The sequence below is a fragment of the Photobacterium sp. DNB23_23_1 genome (genome assembly GCF_052873815.1).
Map to the genome: position 1 here is coordinate 38,412 of NZ_JBNNXT010000031.1, position 22,350 is coordinate 60,761.

Genomic DNA, 22,350 nt, shown 5'->3' on the forward strand with positions numbered 1-22,350 from the left:
GTTTTTTATGCCTCAGGCTCTTGGTTGGTATCGGCCATACTGAGTAATGAGCGGTTTGGGTTGTCCATCATCTCATCATATAGCGCGACCGTTTCCTTGAACTGCCCTTTTTCTTTGCTCGGTACCGACGAGGCCATTGGAATGTTGGCTGTCATTGGGTTTACCGCGCGGTTTCTGATCAGGAACTCATAGTGGATATGCGGTCCGGTTACCCGACCGGTGGCCCCTGCGAGCGCTATTCGCTGACCGCGAGAAACCTTCTGGCCTTTGCGGACAAGGATCTTGCTGTTATGCAGGTAGCGGGTACGGTAGTTGGTTCCGTGCTGGATCACGACATATTTGCCGGCATAAGGGTGGTTGACGACTTGGGAAACCACCCCGTCGCCAGTTGCGATCACTGGTGTGCCAGTTGGAGTGGCAAAATCGACACCGTTATGTGGCGAAATACGCCCCGTGACAGGGTGGCGTCGCTGAGGGTTGAAACTAGAGCTAACCCGGTAAGTGCGGTTAGGTTCATAAGGGTAGCGCAGGAAGGCACGCTGCAGGCTCTCGCCCTTGGAATCGTAGAAGTTACCGTCGCTGTGAAGATAAGCGGTGGTAGACCTACCTCGGCTGTGGATTCGGATAGCACGAACTTCGTGCTGGCCGGTAATAGTATCGTTGACCGACTGGCGAGAAACCACGACTTCGAAGTTATCCCCGGCACGGAGATCGCGTGAGAAGTTAAGCTTCTCTTTTAGCAAGCTAGTAATTTCATAGATCTCTGCTGAATTTAGCCCTGCCTTTTGCGCAGAGACAGAGAAGCTGCCGTGGATCTCTCCGCTGGCGATAATATCGTCCCAGTCGCCAGGAATTGTAATTTCCTCTATCTCAAAACCATTATCTTCTACACGTTGGTAGGCGACTTTTTGAGCAATGTTAAACTCCAACTCCAAGCGATTAAGACGCCCTTCGACGGAATTAACCCAAAAGCGCATGGTATTGCCTGGTTGCAGCGTATCAATCTTCAAATGGTTAAGATCGGCTTCTTGCAGTTCTTGAATGTAGCGTAAAGGAATATTCAGCCGGGAGAAAATTTGGCTAAGTGTGTCACCTTTTTGAATGGTATACGCATAGCGAGGAGGCTCATAAACTGGCTGAGCAGTCTGTTCGCTAGGAGACCATTGGGTTGTATTGATCGCAAGGTTGAGTGGGACCGTGCGTTGAGTCGTAGTGGTTTGTGTTAGCAGCGTTGCTATCGTCAATAGCGAAAAGCCTGCTATCCCTAAAAATTTGGTCGACATCCACTTTCGAGAAAGCGTCGCGTTTTGCGTAGACATGGTAGAAAGAACTCGTCGTTTTATTGCTGATTTTTATTACGGATAAAGGTTCTTTATCTCTCGGGCTATGGAACGTTGTTGTCATGTTCCATAACCATGAATTTTGGAATGCTTATCACTATGCATCCATTAATAGGCGCTAGTCTGCCATAAAGAGACATCGGGTGTGTTAAAAAGGTTCCTCGATCCTAAAAAAATCAGTTTTCTTGCGTAAAAGTTATGCATTTTGTGAAGTACATTTGATTTTTTGAGGCTTAGGATGGCAGGTAGATGTCAAAGCAGAAAAAAGCGACACCTAACATTGCCCTGACATAACATATGTGTGCTGATGAGTACTATTGGTTGATAATGCATCTAAACGCATTGGGCTAACGAGAATGCTTGCGGGAAGAGTGGTTTACAGGTGGCTAAAACGTGAGCTGGTGAGAGGTTGGAAGTATCGATGACAGCGCTCTGGCTAGAGCGCTGGTTTTTGAGGGTTCGAAAAATTAAATAAATCGAATTTTTACAGCCTGTAGGTTGCTGGTCGAGTCATCCATCATAAACTCGACCAAACTGCCCGATGCGGGTTGGCCTTGGCTGGCAATGTTTACGCCGCAGAAACGAATGTCGCCGCCTAGATCACAAGTGATAAGGCCAGTGCGGTTAGTTGGGTTGTAGCTGCGGATAATGCCGGTATGTGAAATCATATTTTTTCCTTCGTGCCCAAACTCTGCATTCTGTCCCGACTAGCGTATTCATTGTTTGCTAGTGATTGGGAACTTGCTTTGAGTTTGTGGCTATCAAATTGAGTACAAATGCTGAAAACAGCGCTTGTCTTGCCGGATTGTCAGCCTTGGCTGATCCGGTTTACTCATTGACCTTTACTATTGGGCGTCAGGAGATCACCAAACTCACTGACTCATCACTGCGGAACGCTTGCAACTTAGCGCAGCAGCGGAATGGTAATAGAGATAATCTTCTTGGGGTGCATCTAACTTTGGCGAGAAGTGAGGTGTATACTTCGAAAATCATTGTCGGTCTGAGTAGCAGACTCGGACAAACTAACGCTAAACGCCGCCGTTGTAAATACATTTAATTGCAAATAAATGTGATGTTGATTGTTGGGTGTCAGTTTATATAGTCTGAGTTGTCTTCATTGCTGTAAAAGTTTGGGTCGCCATACGTAAAGGCCAGCTCGATATCTTGTTGCTTCAGTGTGTCGAGGCCAAACTGGATCAGCGCTTGGCCGATACCTTTGCCTTGGATTTGGGTAGCTACCGCAACTGGTGCCATCAAGAAGGCCGTTTTGTCTGATTCAAATGTCAGGCGGGTAAACAGAATACTACCAACAATTTTATCTTCTTCCATGGCGATAAAGACGAAAAGGTCATCGTTTTCTGTTGATGCAAATATCTCGCTGACTAAACGGCCGATCACTTTTCCTTCGTCTGTACCTTCAGAATCCGCAAAGGTTTGGTTAAAGAGTTGAATGATTTCTTCAGTTTGAAATCACAGTACGTATAGAAGACTTTGTTTAAGGTTGATAATGTTCGGCCGAGTATAAAACAGAGGTTAGATCACAAAAAAGATGATAAGTGGTGTATTAGCGGTAGAAAAAGTTGGCAAAGGAGCCATTCTTCTTGTTTTCAATGCTGTTTCATAGTGATAGTCTGAATTGACCGTAGGTGCTTCAACCTTCATTTGGATTCAAGGATGGATTTATGAGTTTGAAAGAAGACAAAAACTGGCGCAACACCGAGCGAGATACGCAATGTGCCGAGTATGAGATTTACGTCGAGCAGATGAAAAGCCGAGGTTTATCTTGGGTCGATTTTAATGACTGGCTAGATATCTAGCCTAACCACATACCTAATTCTTAATTTTGTCGAGCCGCGGTTCTCTAATCGCGGCTTCTTATATGTATGGCATACCAAGCTGAATGTCCCTCTTAGGCTAGCCACATGATGAGTAATGTAGATCTTCCTGCCAACGATATTCTTCAAGTTAACACCGAAGTCATGAACAATGGTGAAACGCGTTCTCGCATGAAATCCTGTGATGGTTCGGGTTACATCCGTACCCGTTATCTGAATGAAGAAAAGGGACGTTGGCAAAACAGCCATTTTCATCAAACAACTTTCGAGACCTATATTGTCCAGTCTGGCTCGATTCTCTATGCCGAGTTAATTAAGGGTGAGTTAGAGATAAGAAAGGTCACCGCGAATGAAGTGATCACCGTGAAACCCGGTGTGCCGCATAATGTATTTGTGTATCCCAATACGGATTTACATACGGTGAAGCATGGTGCTGCCCAGCCTGATGATTGGCATGCCTGTCCGGAGTTGGATAGGTTGATTGAGGCGCATGTTATGTAAAAAGCGCGGTTGTTGTACCGCGCTTTCTCATCACTATCGCACTTAACTAGTTAGACTAGTTAGTTGCTTCCCATTGTTTGATGATGTTTTCTGCAAGCGCTTTATCTTCGGTAAAGATTGAGAATACATTTGCATGGTGATCCAAATTGGAAACGATCATCAAGCGCCCATTAGTTGTAACGTAGGAGTACGTCATAGGGTGCATGTCATCAACTGTTTCATCGTCGAATGTGATGTGGAGGTTGCCATCGCTAGTGATAGCCCAATCGCCGTAGAAATCATCTTCACCATCTTCAACGAAGGTGATGCGACCATTTTCCTTAAATTGGAACTCTACAAAAATCGGCACTGGCATTTGGTTAGTTGCATCATCAAAGACCATAAACCATGTCTTATCGCTGAAATCGGTAGATGCAAACTCCATAGAAGAGCCATCAATCAGATTATCAGTTGTCCAGAATGACAGGTCACCTTCTGCAGGTACAGCAAAGGCGATATTAGAAGAGGTGTAGATGAACTCGTCACTTTCACCGTCGAAGCTAAGAACGTTACCTTCTACAGAATATAGGGCGCAGAACTCTCCCATATCAGCTGTCACACACATTTTGTCTTCATCGAGCTCAACAGCAAAAATCCCTTCATCTTGAGCGTATGATCCGTTTAGACTCACCATGTTCCAAACCGTCTCGTCACCGATCAGATATGACTGTAGGTCACTGATCACATCTTCGGTCACCACATCACCACTGCCGTCAATGACGAAGTCAACGTCATCTAGGCTGTCATGGCCGTTGTCGTTCACATGGCTATTGATTGCATTATTGATATCAGCCGCTGCTTCTTTTAACGACTCACCATTTAATTCTGCTGCATTTGCAGGTAGCTCGTTTACTAGGCTGCGAGCAAGAGCATGGGCAACCACTGCATCTTCAGCATTATCACCTTGTTTAGCTGAAACATAATCACCAGAGATGACTGATGTTGGTAGGTCTAGTTCATTAGCCAATTCTTCAACCGTCATGTTGGCTGATTTGGCCAGCGTTGTGAATGGTGTAACAACGCTAGAATCTGCATTTGCAACCATCTCGTAAGTATTACGCACATAGCCAATACGATCACTGTCTAAAGAAAAACCAGCGATAGCGCGGGTCAATACCGGGTAATTTGAATCAACCGCAGGGATTGTGAATGTACCATCGTCATTGGTAATACCAAGAAATTCGTCTTTGTCACAAACATTATTCGCGTTTCGGTCAACACACACTTCAGTGCGGCCTAAATAGCCATCTATAACCGTAATAGAGCGACTGTTTTCTGACGGTGGCGGCGGATTATCATCACTTGAGCTACCACAACCAGAGAGAGTAATCGCTGTCAGAACTGAAAGCGCTATAGTTGATTTTTTCACTTGTATTCCCTTACTTTTATTTTATGAGTGCTTAATTAGAGCTAAGGAATAATATTGATAGCATGTGCGATAAGCAATATAAATCATATCTATTTCATGAGTACATGATCGTAATCAATTGTTTTAATTGTTCTTTTTTGCTTTTATTCGGTGTGTGGTTAATAGGGTTTCTTGTTTTATAATGATTGGTAATAAAGTGTGTGTAATCTTTTCTACGGTTTAAGTTTTTATATTTCCAATATTCAGTTGGATAATTTTGATTGTGATGCTTGAATATCACATTTAATCGGTATTTAAACTTACCTTGATATTTTTACTTGATTTTTTTTCGTCTTTTTCCCGTCTCGTTCGTCTTCCTGTAGTTACCCCTTTTCTATGGAGACCATGGTTTAATTACACATGAATATTATTTGGAAATTGCGGGGCTACATAAAGATGTTTGCCTGCCAATACTTGGTTCCATCTTGGCTTATCGGCCGGATTGTTGACCGTATTAGCGACGGCGAACTGACACTGACCGTCTAATTGCAGAGTAGTAAACGATGACAAACGAAAAGCATAGTTTTCTGTCGCAGCAGATCATTGAAGACGCCTGTGAGTGGGCCATCATGCACGGTGTGGCGTTTAGACAAGCTGACAATACGGCACGGCACTGCCCGTTCAGTATTGCGCCGATGACCATGGAGAGTGAGGTGTATGATCATCTACGAAAGGTGACGCCGCTAATCACCAAGTTGATCAGCCATGTCTCTGAAGATCACGACTTCCTGCAAGCTTCATTGGGGGATATGGCCAAGGCGGATCCGTTTTTTGGTCGCTTGATGGCGCTCCATCAGCAAGCTCATGGTGATATCAATAACAGCCCTGCGCGCCAACCGCTATTGCTGATGCGTACCGACTTTATGGATGATCGCCAACACGGGGCGAAGGTTATTGAATTTAATGGTATTGCTGCGGGTATGGGGCCTTTCGGCCAGCGTGCTACGGAGTTCCATGCCTTTATGCAAAGCCAATGGCCGCAGACCTACCAAAACTGGCTGGAAGATAGTGCAGCGGTACCGGCAGAGAACCAGGGGCTTGAACAGCTTGCCTATGCGATTGCCACATCAGCCAGAAGGATTCAGGAGGAGTTTAATATTCAGGGTAAACCGACCTTTTTGATGGTGGTACAGAAAAATGAAGATAACGTCTATGACCAACATTTGCTTGAGGTTGAATTGCAAAAGCTGGGGCTGCGTACCGTTCGTCGTACCTTCGACCAACTCAGTACTCAGCTGTCGACGGGAGATAACCAGCGTTTAATACTCGACGGCGTCGGTGCAATCGATGTGGTCTACTTGCGTGCGGGTTATCAGTATTCAGATTACTGGGCGCCAGAGCTGAATGAATCTATTTGTTGCCATACTTTGAGCCAGACTCGTTTGTTTATTGAGCAGCATAACGTGGCGGTCAATGCGACAATTAGTCAGCAACTAGCGACCAGTAAATCAATGCAGATGCTGCTAACTATGATGCCAGCAGAGGATTATGCCCGTTGGGGGTTGAGCCTTGATGAAGCGCAGTTAGTAAAAAGTGTATTGGCGGAGATGAAGCCAGTAAATACTGATACGATTGGATGGTTTAATACCCAAGCAAATAAGCATAAGTGGGTATTGAAGAACCAAGGAGAAGGTGGTGGCCATTGTGTGTTTGGTGAGGATATTAGCGATAAATTGAGTCAGATTTCACCTGAAGAATATGACGCCTGGGCCTTGATGCAGCGCTTGTACCCACATGAGCGAGAAACTCCCACTATCGCCGTACGAGATGTCGAGCAGACGGTGGTGGGTGATTTAGTTAGCGAAATTGGCCTGTTCACGGCTTACTTTAATGGTGAACCAATGACCGAGCTTGATGGCTATGCTGGTTATCTGATCCGCAGCAAGCCTGCAAGTGAAAACGAAGGTGGGATCCATAGCGGTAAGGGGATCCTCGATTCATTAACCTTGGTCGGCTAATCGAACGTCAGGCAGTAGATAGAGACAAGGAGGCTGCGAAGCCTCCTTTCTCATTTTTTGCTGGACGTCATTTATGTAGGTTGGTATTAACGGCTACATTCTAAATAGCTCAACTCGAAGGTGATTGTCGTCTTCGTATGCAATGACCGATTGGAAATTGCCATCTTGCTCTATTGTTTCAGAGAAGACATTTTTGTCTTGCGTATCGCCGATGAACAGAACCTGGGTGGACTTTATCATCAGCCCGTCTTCATCGAAGCTTGAGGTCAAATCCTCATCTACCACACAGACCAACACGTTGCCATAGCGGGCATTGAGGTCAATATCGTGAGCTTTCGAGTACTGAACTTTGGTTTTCAGCTTAGATTCGACGTTATCGATAAGCCCAACAAAACGATACAAATCGGTAGAGCATGTCTGTGTGAGTTGCTCTACTTCATTATTCAGCACGGATTCCAAGTTGCCATCAGGGTGGCGGCCGTGTGCAATCCATTGTTTCGCTGACTTTCTTATTGTTCTATATCGATTGGATTTAGCGATACGTTTGAAGTACTTAACTAAAATATTGTTTCTTTCAGCTAAGGAAAGGTGCTTGTCCAGTTTTTGAAATTCAAGGTGCAATAAAGCATTGGTACTAACATCGAGCAACAGCTGGGTTTGGTTCATTAACGTACTATCCAAATCTCTACAAGATTATCTGGACTAGTATATCGAAAATAAAAAAAATTATTTACATTTTCTCTCATTCAATTCTTTCTTGAGCGGATCTGCTTGCCTTCCTGAGTTGTCTCGTAAGCTTGTGTGATACGTAGAATGGAGTGTCGGGTAACGAGATCGGATGAATACTTGATATAGGAGGACGAAGAGAGCGCGTGAAAGCTGAGCGCCTTTCAATATGAGCTTAACAAATTGAGATAACGTCTAAGTGCATGCTGAAATGGTGATGAACACAAGTGACTTAGCCATAATCAACCACTCGTTTGTAACCTTAAACCAACAAATGTTGATTATTCGAAGAAAGAAAATGCAGTGAGGTTTTTTATGCATTTTATAATGATGAAAGTCATATGATTTAAGCTGTCATTATCGAATTTCTGTGAGCAAATTATCAAAAACTGATAAAAATATATAAACATTGTTATTCTTTTACTGAGATTACATTCAAAAATAACGAATTGTTCGTAATTAAAAATGTTGATGCTGCCACAGAATTAGCATGTTTCCGGATATTTATTCGTAAAGTGACTATTTATCCCCTGCGTAGTGGTGCTCTAGTGAAATGATATTTTGATTTGTGTCACATTTACATCGAAATAATTAACTTACTATTTTGTCACTTCGATAAGTTCTTCAAATAAATCGATTAAAACCTCTGACTACATATAAGGAAAATGTCGACATGGCTGGCATCATTAAAGTTTCACGCAATACAGAAAACGCCCCTCAAAGCACTCTATCTTCTCAAACAGTTGCTTTCTCTCATTACAATAACTTTTCTGCACAGTTACCTGTAGACCCTAAAACAGGTGATATTATTGTCGGTGATGTAAAAGATCAAGCAAAGCAGTGTTTAACAAATATCAAAGCCATTGTTGAAAGCATTAACCATGTAATGGATGACGTTGTAAAAATTAATGTATTCCTTAAAGATGTTGCTGATATGGAAGCGGTAGATGAAGTTTACGCAACCTTCTTCGACAACCTTCTTCCTACTCGTACCGTAGTTCAGGTTTCAGCGTTACCGATGAGCGATGCATTGGTTCAAATGGATGCGCTTATCTCTAACGGCGAAGGTACTGCGCCACAAGACCCATGCGCACTTATCAAGCTTTCTCGTAACACTGAAAATGCACCTCAATGTGCGCTATCTACCCAAACGGTTGCTTTCTCTCACTATAACAACATCTCAGCTCAGCTACCTATCGACCCTAAAACGGGTACGCTTGTAGAAGGCGGTGTAAAAGAGCAAACAGCTCAATGCCTAAAGAACATGAAAGCCGTTCTAGAAAGCATTGATGTTCCTTTCGATGACATCGTTAAAATCAACATGTACCTGAACGATCTCGCTGATGTTGATGCCGTAAACGAAGTGTACTCAACGTTCTTCCCTGATTCAGCGATTGCTCGTACAGTGGCTTATGTACCAGCACGCTCAGTTATTGCTGCTGATGCGCTACCTATGGGTGCATTGGTACAGATTGATGCTTCTGTATCTCACGGCGACGGTACACCTCCGCAAGAAGTTGAAGATCGTCACAACATCGTGATTCGTGCAAACAATACTGATGCTGCGCCACGTAGCGCACTACATACACAAACCGTGGCCTTCTCACACTACAACCATGTTGCAGCTCAACTACCTGTTGATGTTAAAACCAATGCAATCGTAGCGGGTGGTGCTAAAGAGCAAGCTAAGCAGTGCATGAATAACATTAAAGCTATCGTAGAAAGTGTTAACCATGTAATGGACGATATCGTTAAGATCAATATTCAACTGAAAGATGTTGCTGATATCGATGCGGTAAACGAAGTGTATACAACATTCTTCCAAGGCGATCTTCCAGCACGTACTGTTGTGGGTGTCTCTCAAATTGAAATGGGTGCGCTAGTACAAATCGACGCGGTTGTTTCCAACGGTGAAGGTACGCTTCCACAGGCATAATATCGATTGAAGTCAGATTAGTTTATATAAAATGGCTATGAGCGGTATTGAACGATAATGACTGGGCAGGCTTTTATATTTTGAACGTTTTTACTTCGTTCAAATTATAAGGGCCTGCCCATTATTTTTATCGCGAATGAACACAGCCATCTGTAATTGCTTTGAGGGGCTTATACCAACCTATATAAATATTTTATCAGTCTTACAGGTTAAAATCGCTGTTCTCTGCGTTAGATATTTTGTAATTAGAGCCATTAGTTACAGCAATATCTGCCTTGATAACAACGATTTTTCCCGTGTAAATACTTGATCAACTAATTATCCAGATTGGTTTAATCCTCGTTGATATCCTGAATATTAATTACCAACTGTTCCCAATTTCTCTGGTTTTCAAGGTCGAACTGGGCACCTTGCTCATCGGCCCACGTAAAGCGCTTGATGGCGGCAGTCTTGCTGGTGGCCTGGTACAACCAATAAGCCTCCGCTTTTAGGGCGTCATCAATTGGTTTGTCGATAGACTCATAGACAGTTTGCTTACAGGCATTAATCGATTCGGCAGGGAATTTGGCAATACGTCTGGCAAGTGTATCAACGTACACGCCTATTTCATCAGGCTCGAGCGCCTTATTGATGGTGCCATAGGCTTCGGCTTCGTCGGCATCAAAGTCACGGGCACTTAAGATAATTTCCAAAGCTCGCCCTAATCCGGCTTGGCGCGCCATGCGGGATGCTCCACCACCACAGGGTAAGATCCCCATCGCCACTTCCATCTGCATGAACTTGTACTTGCCTCGTGCGGCAAAGCGCATGTCACATGCCAAGGCAAACTCATGGCCACCACCACGGGCATATCCTTCAAGTTTGGCGATAGTCGCTTGTGGTAATCGACTAATGCGTTCTAGTACGGCTTGTAAATCGAGGAGCTTGGCTTCGTTACGGGCGACAGCGTCTTTGGACATATCGCGCAGCAGGTTAGTGTCATAATGGCAGACCCAAATTTCAGGATGGGCCGACTGGAAAACAACCACTTTGACCTCACGGTCGCGCTCTAGCCGTAATGCAAGACTGTTAAGATCGGCGAGCATCTCTTGGCCCTGAACATTAACAGGGGGAAAATCTATGGTTACCCAGGCGACACCATCATCGATCTTTACCGAAAACGTCGTGAAATTCTTATATTCCATCGTGTTACTCCTCATCTCTGCATCTATTTTTGCAGTAAGCCTCTGAATCGAATGAATATCAGCAATGCGTTGCTGTTTTTTCTGATAGAAAAGCGTTGCACACATTAAAAACTAGGAGAGAGGAGGCGGGAGGTAAATTAGAGTTAACGGAAAAGAGAATATGGATTTTCTATATAATCACCAGCGCCTACATCGAGCCAAATCTGAAAACGGCGTGTTACATCAATGATTGTGTTCGTGCGTTACCGTAGACTGGCGTGAGTTTGTTCCTTGAATAGTTTAGACAGTTGAAGCCTTGATGAGCCAGAACGATATCCTTCAGAAAATAGCCAGTTTCACCTCGATTGAGCAGGCGCTCGATTACTTTGAAATCGGCTTTGATAGCCAATTTATCAATGAATATCGTACTCCGTTGGTTAAACGCTTTAATGGTTACTTATTGATTTCAAAGCCAGATGATTGGTTTTCTGCCCGCCGGGCACTGAAAAATGCCTACTGTAAGGTACAGCGGGGCAGGCTGGATCCGCATAGCCGCTCAGCTTGCCGTGGATGTACCTCCTGCCAGCGTCGATAGGTTGGTATAAAAGTGCCGAATCGGTAAAGCGTGGTTGATTCGGCACTTGGCGGCTGTTTTCTTGTTGCCTGATTTAGATCGGTACAACGAGAATATCAACCGGGGATTTATTGATAAGGTGCTTGGAGTAAGAAATGATATTGCTCCAGAAGTCATGGTGATGGCCGCAAATGATCAGCTCTACGCCGTTGTCCTGAATAATATTTTGCAACTTATTGCTTAGATCTCCGGTGCCAATGATGAAGTGCTTGATGGGGTAGTCGGTATTGGTTTCAAAGGCCCTGAGCTGCTCCATTTTGGGCTCACCCAGAGGGTTTTCACCTGGAGAGAGCTTGATATCAATCAGCTCTGGATAGATTTCCCCATGTGTTCCGTCAATGTGGACAAAAGAAACGTCTGCATTGAGTAGCTTTGCTAGAAAAACAGCCCTATCAATTAGCACGTTTGTTTCTTCCGATAGTTCAAGTGCAACTAGGATATGTTTGTATTTCATCACTATGCCCTCCTGCTTAGTAAATTTACCCAAGTAACTGTAAGGTGTTTTGGGTTATATCCCCAGCATAGTTCGAGACAGAAAAAAATAGTGTCGAAGATGTCTCAGAATAGCTAAAAGTCATATAATTCATTGATATGTAATATGATAATGCCGAAGTTTAAGCCTGTTTATTCGACTGAATACAAAAGATAATTTTGGACTGAAGCCTTTCGTTTCGCTGATTGTTATATTGTCTATAATCACTGTTGTTATGGGCAATAATGGTTATAAACAATACTTTTGTCCGATATATATGTGAAGGAAAGCAAATATGACCTGCCAATTTGCTGTGGTGATACCTGACATCACCTTAATGATGTCGGCATGGTTTAACCAAGATTTCCGCCTTTCAAACGACTTCCTTGTTTAGTCTCTGCTTGGGCTCGCTCCATGTTGAATCCATTTGAACTAAATACAGCAGTGTGGCTTTTGCTCCTGTTGCGTTAATTGTTATCCGTCACGGGCAAGTATCTTGTGAGGGGCTATTGGAGAAAAGAGATGAAAAGGATCCCAGAACCATTTCGCATCAAAATGGTGGAACGTATTCGGATGACGGATGAAGAGGACCGTCGCAAGGCTTTGGTTGAGGCTGGCTATAACCCGTTTATGCTGCGCAGCGAGGATGTCTATATCGATTTGCTAACCGACTCTGGAACCGGGGCGATGAGTGACAACCAGTGGGCAGGGTTAATGCTGGGGGATGAGTCCTATGCCGGTAGCCGTAACTATTACAATCTCTGCCAGGCCGTTGAACACTTCTTCCGGTACAAGTTGACCGTGCCTGCTCATCAGGGGCGTGGTGCCGAGCAAATCCTGTTCCCTTGCCTGGTTGAACGAATGCGACAGGTGAGGGGAGGCTCGGAGGCTGTATTTCTTTCTAATTTCCATTTTGATACCACTGCCGGTCATATTGAGATGAGTGGTGGTAAAGCCGTTAACCTGCTGACCGAAAGTGCTTTCCATACCTCGACCTATGATGATTGGAAAGGCAATTTTGACCTTGAGAAGCTTGAAGCTGCTATTGAACAATACGGCTCGGTGAACATAGCCGCTATTATTACTACCGTCACCTGTAATAGTTCGGGCGGTCAACCTGTAGCGATGGAAAATATGCGGGCGGTTTACGAGCTAGCGCAGAAGAATGATATACCCGTGGTGATTGATTCCGCCCGGTATTGTGAAAACGCGTATTTTATTAAGCGGCGAGAAGCGGGTTATGCGGAAAAGCCCATTCTGGACATCATCCGTGAAATGTATCAATACGGCGATATACTAACGATGTCGGCGAAGAAAGATCCGATGGTGAATATCGGTGGTCTGTGCTGTATCAAAGATCATGAAGACTTGTTCCAAGCGGTGAGGACCCGGTGTGTGCCGATGGAGGGCTTTGTTACCTACGGCGGCATGGCCGGGCGGGATATGGAAGCGTTGGCGCGGGGGCTCTATGAAGCCGCCGATGAAGACTTCCTTCATTACCGGATAAACCAGGTGAAATATCTGGGTGAGCGGTTGCGAGAAGGCGGCGTGCCAATCCAATACCCTACCGGTGGGCATGCGGTGTTTGTTGATGCAAAGAAAATGCTGCCTCATATTCCACCTCACCAATTTCCGGCCCATGCCTTGTGTAATGCGCTTTATTTAGAATCAGGTGTGCGTGCTGTGGAAATCGGTTCATTGTTGATGGGGCGGGATCCGCAAACCGGCAAGCAAAAATCCACGGCTTTGGAGCTAATGCGGTTAACCATTCCACGGCGGGTATATACCAATGATCATATGGATTATGTCGCCGATGCCTTGATTGCCGTTAACCGGCGGGCCAGTGAATTACGTGGCTTGGAGTTTTAGTATGAACCACCAGTATTGCGCCATTTCACGGCAAAGTTGAAGCCTATTGCGGATTAACGTGCGGATAACCACCGTTAGTTACCGACTTTCTGTGGTTTTGACGCATTTCTAACGTAGCGATGACGCTGAGCCCACAATCACAGCACTAAAATAAATACCAAGTTATATGAGAATGCTAACTAAGGAAATCAAGATGAAAAAGACCTTACTTGCACTGGTTGTGGCTGGCTTCGTACTGGCGGGATGTGATCAACAAGCCACACCAGAATCCCCATCTCACACTGAGGCTGAAACAGCAGCGGTAGTAGAAAACCAAGTTCAAGCAGATGACACATCAACAACAGAAGTGCCTGTTACTTTGCCAGAAGTAGACCAAACAGAAGGCGCTCAACCAGAAGTAACGCAACCTATCGCTGATTCAGCACACAGCGCGCGTAATGCACTGGATTGGGATGGCACTTACACTGGTATCCTACCTTGTGCCGACTGCGAAGGGATCAAGACTGAGCTCGTCGTAAAAAAGGATGGTACGTTTATTATGACTGAGGTATATCTCGGAAAAGAAGGCAATGCCTTTGAGTACGAAGGATCATTTAACTGGAATACAGCGGGTAACACGATTGCCCTGTTAGGTGCCGGTGATGATGCGGTGCAGTATTATGTTGGTGAAAACCAGTTGTTCCGATTAGATCGAGAAGGCAACCGAGTCGAAGGTGATTTAGCAAGCCATTACATGTTGCGTAAACAGTAAGTGATAATAAAACAGCCACCGAAAGGTGGCTGCTTTATATTGAGTATTTCGAGAATCTAGTCGACTAGCTCGACATCGGTTTTCGGGACGCAGCAGCACGCTAACACTTTGCCTGACTCTCTATCGCCTGGTAGCAAAGCGGGGACATCCGGTTGGTCTACCTCACCGGATTCAAGCGTCATCTTACAAGCACCACAGAGCCCTGCTCGGCAGCTGTTGGACACGTTAAGTCCAGAGGCTTCTGCCTGTTCAAGCAAGGTCTTTTGGTTATTACCGCTAAACAAATTGCCATTGATGCTGATAGACACCGTTTGGGCTTTGTTGCTCTGACGTGTAACAGGACCAAACGCTTCTTGGTGATATTGTGCCGGATCGAGGCCAGCATTGAGCAGTAATGTTTTTGCATCATCCATGAAACTATTTGGGCCACAGACGAAGACTTGTCGCTCAACCAAAGCATCGATTTGCTCTAGATGGGCAGCGCCAAGCCGCTTTGACAAGCCTTTCCAGTTTTTATCCGGCTGACTAAGAGAAATCATTACTTTCAATTGTGGGAACCGTTTTTCAAGTTTATTCAATTCTTCAAGATAAGGAATATCGGCTTGGGAGCTGCACTGATGATAGAAAACAACATCTCGCACCTGATCATGGTCGGCGAGATAACGCAGCATCGAAATCATTGGTGTCACGCCACTGCCAGCAGAGAGCAGCAGTAACTTGTCGGTGTGATGGCCTAAATGAAAACTGCCACCAGGCTGCTGGGCCACCAAAGTATCGCCTACTTGGAAATGATCATGGAGCCAGTTCGAAATTCGGCCGTCATCGACACGTTTTACCGATATCGCATAGCGTCCTGGACGTGAAGGACTCGAAGATAGGGTATAGCGGCGGGCAACGTATTCGCCGTTGATTTCAACTTGGATTGGCAGGTGCTGGCCCGGCTGATAAGTTGGAAGTAATTGCTGTTTTACCGGCTCTAGCCAGAATGTAGAAAAGTCTCGGGCAATGTCTTCGCGTTCAACGCAAGTCAGGGTAACGGATTGGATGCCGCTATCCAGATAAATCTCTTTTGGCTTGGTTTCTAGGACTTCAACTTTATCGCCTGCACTGATCATACCTTCGTTTAGGGCAATCAGATTTTGACCAAAATAGACCTCGCCGCTGCCGTCTGAGCGGAAGGCCGACAAGGTATTAAGTGGTTCTTTTAGTTGGCTGAACTCTCCGGTTGCCGGATCTACCGTGGTCAAAATACAGCGCGAGCAAGGCTTCACTGCTTCAAATTCCACTTCGCCAATACGAATACGCTTCCAGCCATCCTCTGCGAAAGGCTCTGTTCCCGATACAACCAAGTTGGTACGGAACTGATCAATGGTGTGGTGCTGTGGACTGCGGGTATTGAGCTCTTCCAGCGATGCTTCGCTGATGATGAGCAGTGGGTAGCCATCGGCAAAGCTAACATTTTGATTGAGCTTTGCTCTTAGGCGTTGTGATTGTTCACCCGTAAATAACAGTTGAACCGGTTCGCCGATGACTTGGCTGAACCATTCATTGGCTGCTTCGGTAGTGAGGTAGGCGTTGAAGGTGTCTTTCCAGACGGTCGCAACCGATTCAGTCATCGCAAAGTCAGCATAATGCAGCTTGAGAGATGGCTGGCCTGGGAAGGTGAGGACCAAACCATTCGGAAGAAGAGCCGCTGATACTTTGACTAACTGTGGATGTTTTCTTGCAGTGATCATACTGCCATCTAACCGGGTGACCATCAATCGGCGATCAAAGCTCAACCCTTGCAGCTCAACCCATGCTTGAGATGGGCTAATGCCAGCAATCGATTTAACGGGAAAAACATTGATTTGGCTTAGCGCCGGAATATTGGCTGATTTGCTCACGGTTTTCATCCTTGTGCCGTTATTGTTTGTATGGATGACGTCATTCTACCAAATAGTTTTTCGCTGAGGAGTAAAAATCATTGGCTCTAATGCTGAGAAATTTGAAGAAAGATGATCATAAAATCTAACTGATGCATATTTCTGCTTTGTAAATTTATACTTATTTACAATATCTATATCTAATCGCATGATTTTTATGAATATTAGTAATAAATCTTCCGGTTTGGTCGTTCATAATATTTGGAAAACAGTAAATTATTTAAAGAGGGAGCTATGAACCTATTACGGCATTATGGGGTAAGGGTCAAATTATTGGCACTGATCGCCATTGCAGTTATTTTAATGCTAGTAAATGCAGCATTCCAGGCTAACCAAAGTTACCAGAGTGATATTGTTGACCGTCAAGAATCAATGCAGGAGCAAGTGAAAGCGGCGATTTCTTTGGTTCAATATTACTCGGACAAGTATCCACTTGATCAACAGACTGCTCAGCAGGAAGCTAAATCGGCACTTTCTGCTATGCGCTTCGATGGGGATAACTATTTTTGGGTGATAGCTACGGATAATACGCTCGTTATGCACCCATTGCGTCAGCAGCAAGAAGGGCAATCGATGCAGGCCATTACCGATGCATCAGGTAAGCAGCACTGGCAAGAAATGACGACCATAAGTCGCCGATCTGGTAGCGGTTTCTTAGATTACGCTTGGATTGCACCTAACGGTGAGATTTCTGAGAAAATCTCCTATGTTGAGAACTTTTCTAAATGGGGCTGGGTAATTGGCACCGGTGTTCATTTAATGGATATTGAAGAACGCTTCTTCGACAGTATTGTTTTCCAGTTCGGTGTCAGCCTTGTCGCTATCGCTATTTTGGTTGGATTAGGGCTTTGGATTAGCAATGATATCAGTCAGCCGCTCCAACAATTGATCGATAGAGTTCGTAAGCTGGAACAGGGGGATTTGACCCAGAATTTCACCATGGATCGCCGTGATGAGATCGGTCAAATTGCACAAGTGCTTCACCAAGCTTCTTCTTCTCTGCGAACGACGCTGCAAGCAGCCAATCTCAATGCTCAGCAGTCGGTAAGTATGGCTGGGACGATTGCTGCAGCCAGTGAGCAGTGTGCTCAATCCATTACTGAGCAAAACCAGCAGTTAGCTCAACTGGCTACAGCGATGGAAGAGATGAGCGCAACAATTACTGACGTCGCTAAAAATGCCGAGACGGTTTCTGCTTCGACCGCTGAAATCAATGCGCAGGTTGATGCCAGTAACCAACGCATGGTGAAGGCGATGGCCGCGATTCACAGCGTTTCTCAGGGAATCGAGAATTCTGATCAGCGTGTGGGTGAGCTAAAAGACGGGGTAGAAGAAATTGGCAATGTGACCCAGGTGATCCAAGGGGTTTCAGAGCAAACCAACTTGCTCGCACTCAATGCTGCTATTGAAGCAGCGCGTGCTGGCGAGCAAGGCCGAGGATTTGCTGTGGTAGCCGATGAGGTGCGTAATTTAGCAAGTCGCACTCAGCAGTCGACGATTGAGATCCAGGATACTATCGACAAGCTGACACAAAGTACCTTAAATACCGTGAAGTCGATGGCGGAAAGCACCGAGCAGACACAATACAGCGTTGAACATACCGAGCAGGTGCAGAACGAGCTTAACCGTATCGCTGGGTTAGTAACAGATGCTAACGATATGATCATGCAAGTTGCTACGGCGGCAGAGCAGCAAGGTACGGTAACGGAAGAGGTGAACAACACCGTTAACCTTATCCATACCGCGACTGACGATATCAATAAAGCAGCCCAGCATTTGGCATCGGAAAGCCAATCACTGAGCGAAGCTGCGGCTACGTTGGGTGATCAGCTGAAGCAATTTAAAGTGTAAGTTACTCTCGAATAAGTCGTGATGTTATAGAAAGCTCTAGTCTCTTGGCTAGAGCTTTTTTACAACGTTTACTTAGTCAAAGCCTGATTGAGCCATTGGTCAAATTGACCTTTCGGTAGGGCACCATTGATTGTCTCAACCATTTGACCGTGTTTAAACACCATGATGGTTGGAATACTACGGATACGGTATTGTGCCGCCAGCGCTTGCTGCGCTTCCGTATCAATTTTGACAAAGCGCACATCACCGTTACGTTCTTTCGCAACATCTTCGAAGATCGGGGCGAAGCCAACACATGGATTACACCATGGGGCCCAGAAATCAACCACAATAGGCTTGTCGCTTTGGATAAGGGAAAGGAAGTTGTCCGTTGTCCCTTCGATAGGTATGCCATCTAGCAATCGATCCTTACAGGCGCCACAAGTCGCAATGTCGTTCACTCGTTCTGTTGGTATACGATTCATAGCCTTGCAGTGAGGACAGCGGGTAGTCATTGTAGTCATAATCGGGTTCCAGTAAGTCTTGTTGCTTACTAATTTAACGACTACCCAAGTATAAGCAAAGCAGGATTAACAGATTACTTTGATAGAAAGAATCTATCGTTTAGTTTTACTTCAAATTCTACGGTCGTTACTTTGTTGTTCATCTTGTATTCGTTTGGGGTGAGGCTTAATGGATCAGCCCAAGCTCTTTAGCTTCCTCAATCGTTAGGCCACTAGCACGAATGTCGCGAAGCATCTCAATACGGCGGCGTGCTTCAGCCTGCTGGCGTTTGTTTTTGGAGATGTGCGAAGCGGTTTCATCTTTGAAATCCCACTTGGAAGACACATCAGACATCTCATTGTGGTCGATAGAATTGATAGACACATTAACCTCCTAATTAATACCTGCGTCGAAATCAACTTATCTTTATCAGACGATTATGACGGCGTTAAGACGTTCAGATCGACTTTGTGACACATTCCAAAATTGTGCAAATTCCATGAAAACTTGCTTTTCTCTCCACCCAAACAGGGGTAGTGTTGATAGTTCCACTTGCATAAAAAATCATGTGGTCAGATCACCTTTTCAAGCATCTCATATTTCCTCACCGCTACAGCTAATTTATCGCTACTAACAGTTTAATAATTAATAGTGTAACTGTTTGTTTATTAATAAAGTTTGGTTGTTATCTGTTATGATTGATTGCATTGTGAGCGCTTGGGTTTGGTCGGGGTCTACAGTGTCCTGAATATCCATCACACAATGGAGAAATGGCTGAGTGGTTGAAAGCACTGATCTTGAAAAACGGCATACGTTTGTAGCGTATCTAGGGTAAGCCCTCCGCCACGACAAAAAAGCCTCAGCAGAAATGCTAAGGCTTTTTAGTATGTGTTGGTTTCGGAGGGGCTAGGATGGCTCAAGAAACTGGGTGAGCAGTGCCTCGCCTTGCTGCTGGCTTAGGTATCCGGGAACTGGGTAGGTTCCATGGGCTTCAGCAAGAGCACGTTTAGTGATCAATGGGATCTCATCTTCTTTTAGCTCAGGGAAGGAGGTTGGGATGTTCAGTTGAGCATTAAGATTGCTGACCGCTTCGATAAACTCCTCTGCGGTGTCCAATCCGATCACTTCGGCAAGCAATGCTAACCGCCGTTCGCAGTAAGGTTTCAATAAACTCAGTACTTTGGGTAACAACACGGCATTAGCAAGTCCATGGGGAACGTTGTACATGCCGCCTAGCTGGTGGGCAAAAGCATGGACATAACCGACATAAGCACGGGTGAAGGCACATCCAGCTTCATAAGAAGCGACAGCCATCTGCTCTCTGGCCTCTAGGTTAGCCCCATCTTCAAAAGCGGTCGGTAAATGAGCGAATATTTTCTCGGTCGCCTGGGTGGCATATTTGTCGGTGAGTGGGGTGTGGTAGGTACCAATAAATGATTCAATAGCGTGAGTCAGCGCATCCATACCGGTTGCTGCAGTAATCGGCTTGGGTAGGCCGACCATGAGTTTGGGATCAATCAGCGCAAAGTCAGGCAGTATGGCCGGATCGATAATCGCGAATTTCTCTCGTGCACTCGGGTCCGACACCACAGCAGCGACTGTCGCTTCTGAGCCTGTGCCCGCAGTGGTAGGGATAGCCATAAAGGGCGGTAATTTTTTCCTGATCTTTAATTTACCCGCCAACCGGCGAACCGGTTTGTTGCGAACAATTTTCGCCCCAATAGCTTTGGCACAATCAATTGGCGATCCGCCACCGATAGCAATAATGGCATTGCATTTTTGCTCTTTGAATAAATCTGCCCCTACCGCCACGTTGGCGATGCTCGGATTGGGTTTGACCTCGTCATAGATGACAAACTCAATCCCCTGTGCGTTCAGTGAATCGCAAAGCGAAGCGGTTAAGCCGAGGGAGTGAATCATCGCATCGGTAACGATTAGCACCTTTTTCGCCCCTTTTGAGGCCATTAAGGCACCCGCATTGGCCACACTATCGGCACCCATTTCCAATTGGGGGAACGGAATCGTGATTAATTTGTTGAGCTGTTTATTGATTCCGACAACCGTTTTGTAGAGCAACATAGTTAACATCCTTTTAAACACGTGTTTGAATTATAATCAGAGTTGACTATGAGTGTATGGGATGTCCTTCATAGTTAAATAAAAAGGTGATGCCATATGCTTATTGGCTATTGGCTATTGGCTATTGGCTATTGGCTATTGGCTATTGGCTATTGGCTAATAACTCTACCAGAGGGGAAGCGTGCGAAGTTAGCCTGTTGTTACGATATAGGTAGCTTTTGATACTTTGGCTGCCATCGCTGAATGACTTGGTGATTTGATAGGGAGTGCCTTTGGCAAGGTGCCAGAGAAAATACTTGGCAGCACTATCGAAGGTTTTATCGGCGTCCAATTCGTTATGTTCGGTTAGGGGAGAGTGAAAGGCAAACTGAGTCAATGTGATAGCATCACCGTGTTCAAGGCGTTGTTTCTCGACATGCTCAAAGCCAAATTCATGTGCTATTGGGGCAATACCACCTGGCAACATATGAGCGGGTATGACTAATGTTGCATGAGAGAGTATCATTTCTTTTCCTATATGATTTTATATTATCGTGGCACAGGCTGAAGATAATAGACAGGGATCTTCAACGCAATTTCTTTATTGGCTGCCACACTGTAAGTAAGTCAGCTAAGGGAGAAATGGTGATGAAGAGACGGCATTTTTTGGCATTGTGGTCGATGTTGTTTGCGAAACTTCTTGGGGCAAAACAACCTTATACTATCACTCCGTCACAGGCTGAAGGGCCATTTTATCCGGTAGAGCCAATTCCGATGAGGGCAAATTTGATTTTGCAGGAACAAGGATTAGCCGGAGAACCGATAGCTTTGCTGGGACGCGTATTGGATTCCCATGGATTGCCTTTATCTGGTATCAAGGTAGAGATTTGGCAATGTGACGGCGAAGGAGTATACGATCACCCGCAGCAGCCAAATAATCAAGCATTTGACCGCCATTTTGCTGGTTTTGGCGCAGTAGAGACGGATAATGAAGGCCAATATCAGTTCCGCACGATTTATCCTGTGCCATATACCGGCCGACCGCCACATATTCATGTGAAACTTTGGCAAGGGGCCAATGAGATATTGACTAGTCAACTTTACCTTAAAGGACAGACGGGTAATGAGTGGTGGGGTGGGCGTGAGCGACAGTATCTTCAGTTTGAACCTAAACAATTATCGGGTGGCGTTGTTGGAGAATTTGATTTTATTGTCGCCACTTGATCGGTTATCCCTCAAAAAATCGGAAAACTGGTGGTATTGTGAGCGGTCGAGATTTTGGGGTGTTTACAACACTCTAAGGGATCTATATTATGTCCCCCACAACGGAGAGATGGCTGAGTGGTTGAAAGCACCGGTCTTGAAAACCGGCATACGTTTGTAGCGTATCTAGGGTTCAAA

The 22,350-nt window shown here is 45.2% G+C and carries 22 protein-coding genes; 10 read left to right on the plus strand and 12 right to left on the minus strand.

Annotation, left to right across the window (positions count from 1 at the left end; genetic code table 11):
* Positions 1 to 5: 5 nt before the first annotated feature.
* The 3 genes from ACVA53_RS17695 to ACVA53_RS17705 form a co-directional block, all read right to left on the minus strand.
* The gene (locus tag ACVA53_RS17695; protein WP_446505820.1) at positions 6 to 1,319 is read right to left on the minus strand and encodes a peptidoglycan DD-metalloendopeptidase family protein; all 1,314 of its coding nucleotides are present in this window, start codon (positions 1,317 to 1,319) and stop codon (positions 6 to 8) included.
* Between the two features lie 488 nt (positions 1,320 to 1,807).
* A complete protein-coding gene (locus tag ACVA53_RS17700; RefSeq protein WP_255042594.1) occupies positions 1,808 to 2,008 on the minus strand; it encodes a hypothetical protein in 201 nt (66 codons plus the stop codon).
* 421 nt (positions 2,009 to 2,429) lie between these two features.
* Positions 2,430 to 2,795: a GNAT family N-acetyltransferase gene (locus ACVA53_RS17705; RefSeq protein ID WP_446505834.1), complete on the minus strand. Its 366-nt coding sequence runs from the start codon at positions 2,793 to 2,795 to the stop codon at positions 2,430 to 2,432.
* A gap of 227 nt (positions 2,796 to 3,022) precedes the next feature.
* Here ACVA53_RS17705 and ACVA53_RS17710 point away from each other — a divergent pair, with 227 nt between their 5' ends.
* Both ACVA53_RS17710 and ACVA53_RS17715 read left to right on the plus strand, forming a co-directional pair.
* Complete coding sequence (locus ACVA53_RS17710) at positions 3,023 to 3,157, plus strand: hypothetical protein (protein ID WP_255042596.1); 135 nt, start codon at positions 3,023 to 3,025, stop codon at positions 3,155 to 3,157.
* Between the two features lie 105 nt (positions 3,158 to 3,262).
* Positions 3,263 to 3,676, plus strand: coding sequence for a cupin domain-containing protein (locus ACVA53_RS17715; RefSeq protein WP_446505821.1), 414 nt, complete (start codon positions 3,263 to 3,265; stop codon positions 3,674 to 3,676).
* A gap of 55 nt (positions 3,677 to 3,731) precedes the next feature.
* Here the strand turns inward: ACVA53_RS17715 and ACVA53_RS17720 are convergent, their stop codons facing one another.
* Positions 3,732 to 5,084: a hypothetical protein gene (locus tag ACVA53_RS17720; RefSeq protein ID WP_446505822.1), complete on the minus strand. Its 1,353-nt coding sequence runs from the start codon at positions 5,082 to 5,084 to the stop codon at positions 3,732 to 3,734.
* Positions 5,085 to 5,483: 399 nt separating this feature from the next.
* Here ACVA53_RS17720 and ACVA53_RS17725 point away from each other — a divergent pair, with 399 nt between their 5' ends.
* Complete coding sequence (locus tag ACVA53_RS17725) at positions 5,484 to 5,609, plus strand: hypothetical protein (RefSeq protein WP_446505823.1); 126 nt, start codon at positions 5,484 to 5,486, stop codon at positions 5,607 to 5,609.
* A 17-nt stretch (positions 5,610 to 5,626) separates the two neighbouring features.
* Positions 5,627 to 7,081: a glutathione synthase gene (locus ACVA53_RS17730; protein ID WP_446505824.1), complete on the plus strand. Its 1,455-nt coding sequence runs from the start codon at positions 5,627 to 5,629 to the stop codon at positions 7,079 to 7,081.
* A 93-nt stretch (positions 7,082 to 7,174) separates the two neighbouring features.
* Here the strand turns inward: ACVA53_RS17730 and ACVA53_RS17735 are convergent, their stop codons facing one another.
* Positions 7,175 to 7,747, minus strand: a complete 573-nt coding sequence (locus ACVA53_RS17735; protein ID WP_255042601.1) for a DUF2913 family protein — start codon at positions 7,745 to 7,747, stop codon at positions 7,175 to 7,177.
* A gap of 733 nt (positions 7,748 to 8,480) precedes the next feature.
* Between ACVA53_RS17735 and ACVA53_RS17740 the strand changes: the two genes are divergently transcribed.
* Entirely contained in the window at positions 8,481 to 9,743 is a 1,263-nt protein-coding gene (locus ACVA53_RS17740; protein WP_446505825.1) for a RidA family protein, read from the plus strand.
* A 332-nt stretch (positions 9,744 to 10,075) separates the two neighbouring features.
* On the opposite strand, the gene ACVA53_RS17745 is transcribed toward ACVA53_RS17740, so the two are convergent.
* A complete protein-coding gene (locus tag ACVA53_RS17745) occupies positions 10,076 to 10,927 on the minus strand; it encodes an enoyl-CoA hydratase/isomerase family protein (protein ID WP_255042604.1) in 852 nt (283 codons plus the stop codon).
* 298 nt (positions 10,928 to 11,225) lie between these two features.
* Between ACVA53_RS17745 and ACVA53_RS17750 the strand changes: the two genes are divergently transcribed.
* On the plus strand, positions 11,226 to 11,501 hold the full coding sequence (locus ACVA53_RS17750; RefSeq protein WP_255042605.1) for a nitrogenase-stabilizing/protective protein NifW: 276 nt from the start codon (positions 11,226 to 11,228) through the stop codon (positions 11,499 to 11,501).
* Positions 11,502 to 11,574: 73 nt separating this feature from the next.
* Here ACVA53_RS17750 and ACVA53_RS17755 read toward each other — a convergent pair whose 3' ends face one another.
* Positions 11,575 to 11,994: a universal stress protein gene (locus tag ACVA53_RS17755; RefSeq protein WP_255042606.1), complete on the minus strand. Its 420-nt coding sequence runs from the start codon at positions 11,992 to 11,994 to the stop codon at positions 11,575 to 11,577.
* 540 nt (positions 11,995 to 12,534) lie between these two features.
* Between ACVA53_RS17755 and ACVA53_RS17760 the strand changes: the two genes are divergently transcribed.
* Together ACVA53_RS17760 and ACVA53_RS17765 are read left to right on the plus strand one after the other, a co-directional pair.
* Positions 12,535 to 13,881 carry a tryptophanase gene (locus tag ACVA53_RS17760; protein ID WP_446505826.1) on the plus strand — a complete coding sequence of 449 codons (1,347 nt, stop codon included), beginning with the start codon at positions 12,535 to 12,537 and terminating at the stop codon, positions 13,879 to 13,881.
* A 193-nt stretch (positions 13,882 to 14,074) separates the two neighbouring features.
* A complete protein-coding gene (locus tag ACVA53_RS17765) occupies positions 14,075 to 14,632 on the plus strand; it encodes a copper resistance protein NlpE (RefSeq protein WP_446505827.1) in 558 nt (185 codons plus the stop codon).
* A gap of 56 nt (positions 14,633 to 14,688) precedes the next feature.
* Here ACVA53_RS17765 and ACVA53_RS17770 read toward each other — a convergent pair whose 3' ends face one another.
* Positions 14,689 to 16,527: an MOSC N-terminal beta barrel domain-containing protein gene (locus ACVA53_RS17770; RefSeq protein WP_446505828.1), complete on the minus strand. Its 1,839-nt coding sequence runs from the start codon at positions 16,525 to 16,527 to the stop codon at positions 14,689 to 14,691.
* Between the two features lie 264 nt (positions 16,528 to 16,791).
* On the opposite strand from ACVA53_RS17770, the gene ACVA53_RS17775 reads away from it, so the two are divergent.
* Positions 16,792 to 18,408: a methyl-accepting chemotaxis protein gene (locus ACVA53_RS17775; RefSeq protein ID WP_446505829.1), complete on the plus strand. Its 1,617-nt coding sequence runs from the start codon at positions 16,792 to 16,794 to the stop codon at positions 18,406 to 18,408.
* Between the two features lie 68 nt (positions 18,409 to 18,476).
* Here ACVA53_RS17775 and trxC read toward each other — a convergent pair whose 3' ends face one another.
* The 4 genes from trxC to ACVA53_RS17795 form a co-directional block, all read right to left on the minus strand.
* Entirely contained in the window at positions 18,477 to 18,911 is a 435-nt protein-coding gene (gene trxC / locus ACVA53_RS17780; RefSeq protein WP_446505830.1) for a thioredoxin TrxC, read from the minus strand.
* 166 nt (positions 18,912 to 19,077) lie between these two features.
* Positions 19,078 to 19,275 carry a hypothetical protein gene (locus ACVA53_RS17785; RefSeq protein ID WP_255043349.1) on the minus strand — a complete coding sequence of 66 codons (198 nt, stop codon included), beginning with the start codon at positions 19,273 to 19,275 and terminating at the stop codon, positions 19,078 to 19,080.
* Between the two features lie 522 nt (positions 19,276 to 19,797).
* A complete protein-coding gene (locus tag ACVA53_RS17790; protein ID WP_446505831.1) occupies positions 19,798 to 20,970 on the minus strand; it encodes an iron-containing alcohol dehydrogenase in 1,173 nt (390 codons plus the stop codon).
* A 142-nt stretch (positions 20,971 to 21,112) separates the two neighbouring features.
* Positions 21,113 to 21,475: a hypothetical protein gene (locus tag ACVA53_RS17795; RefSeq protein WP_446505832.1), complete on the minus strand. Its 363-nt coding sequence runs from the start codon at positions 21,473 to 21,475 to the stop codon at positions 21,113 to 21,115.
* A gap of 122 nt (positions 21,476 to 21,597) precedes the next feature.
* Here ACVA53_RS17795 and ACVA53_RS17800 point away from each other — a divergent pair, with 122 nt between their 5' ends.
* Entirely contained in the window at positions 21,598 to 22,173 is a 576-nt protein-coding gene (locus ACVA53_RS17800; RefSeq protein WP_446505833.1) for a dioxygenase family protein, read from the plus strand.
* The last annotated feature ends 177 nt before the right edge of the window (positions 22,174 to 22,350 follow it).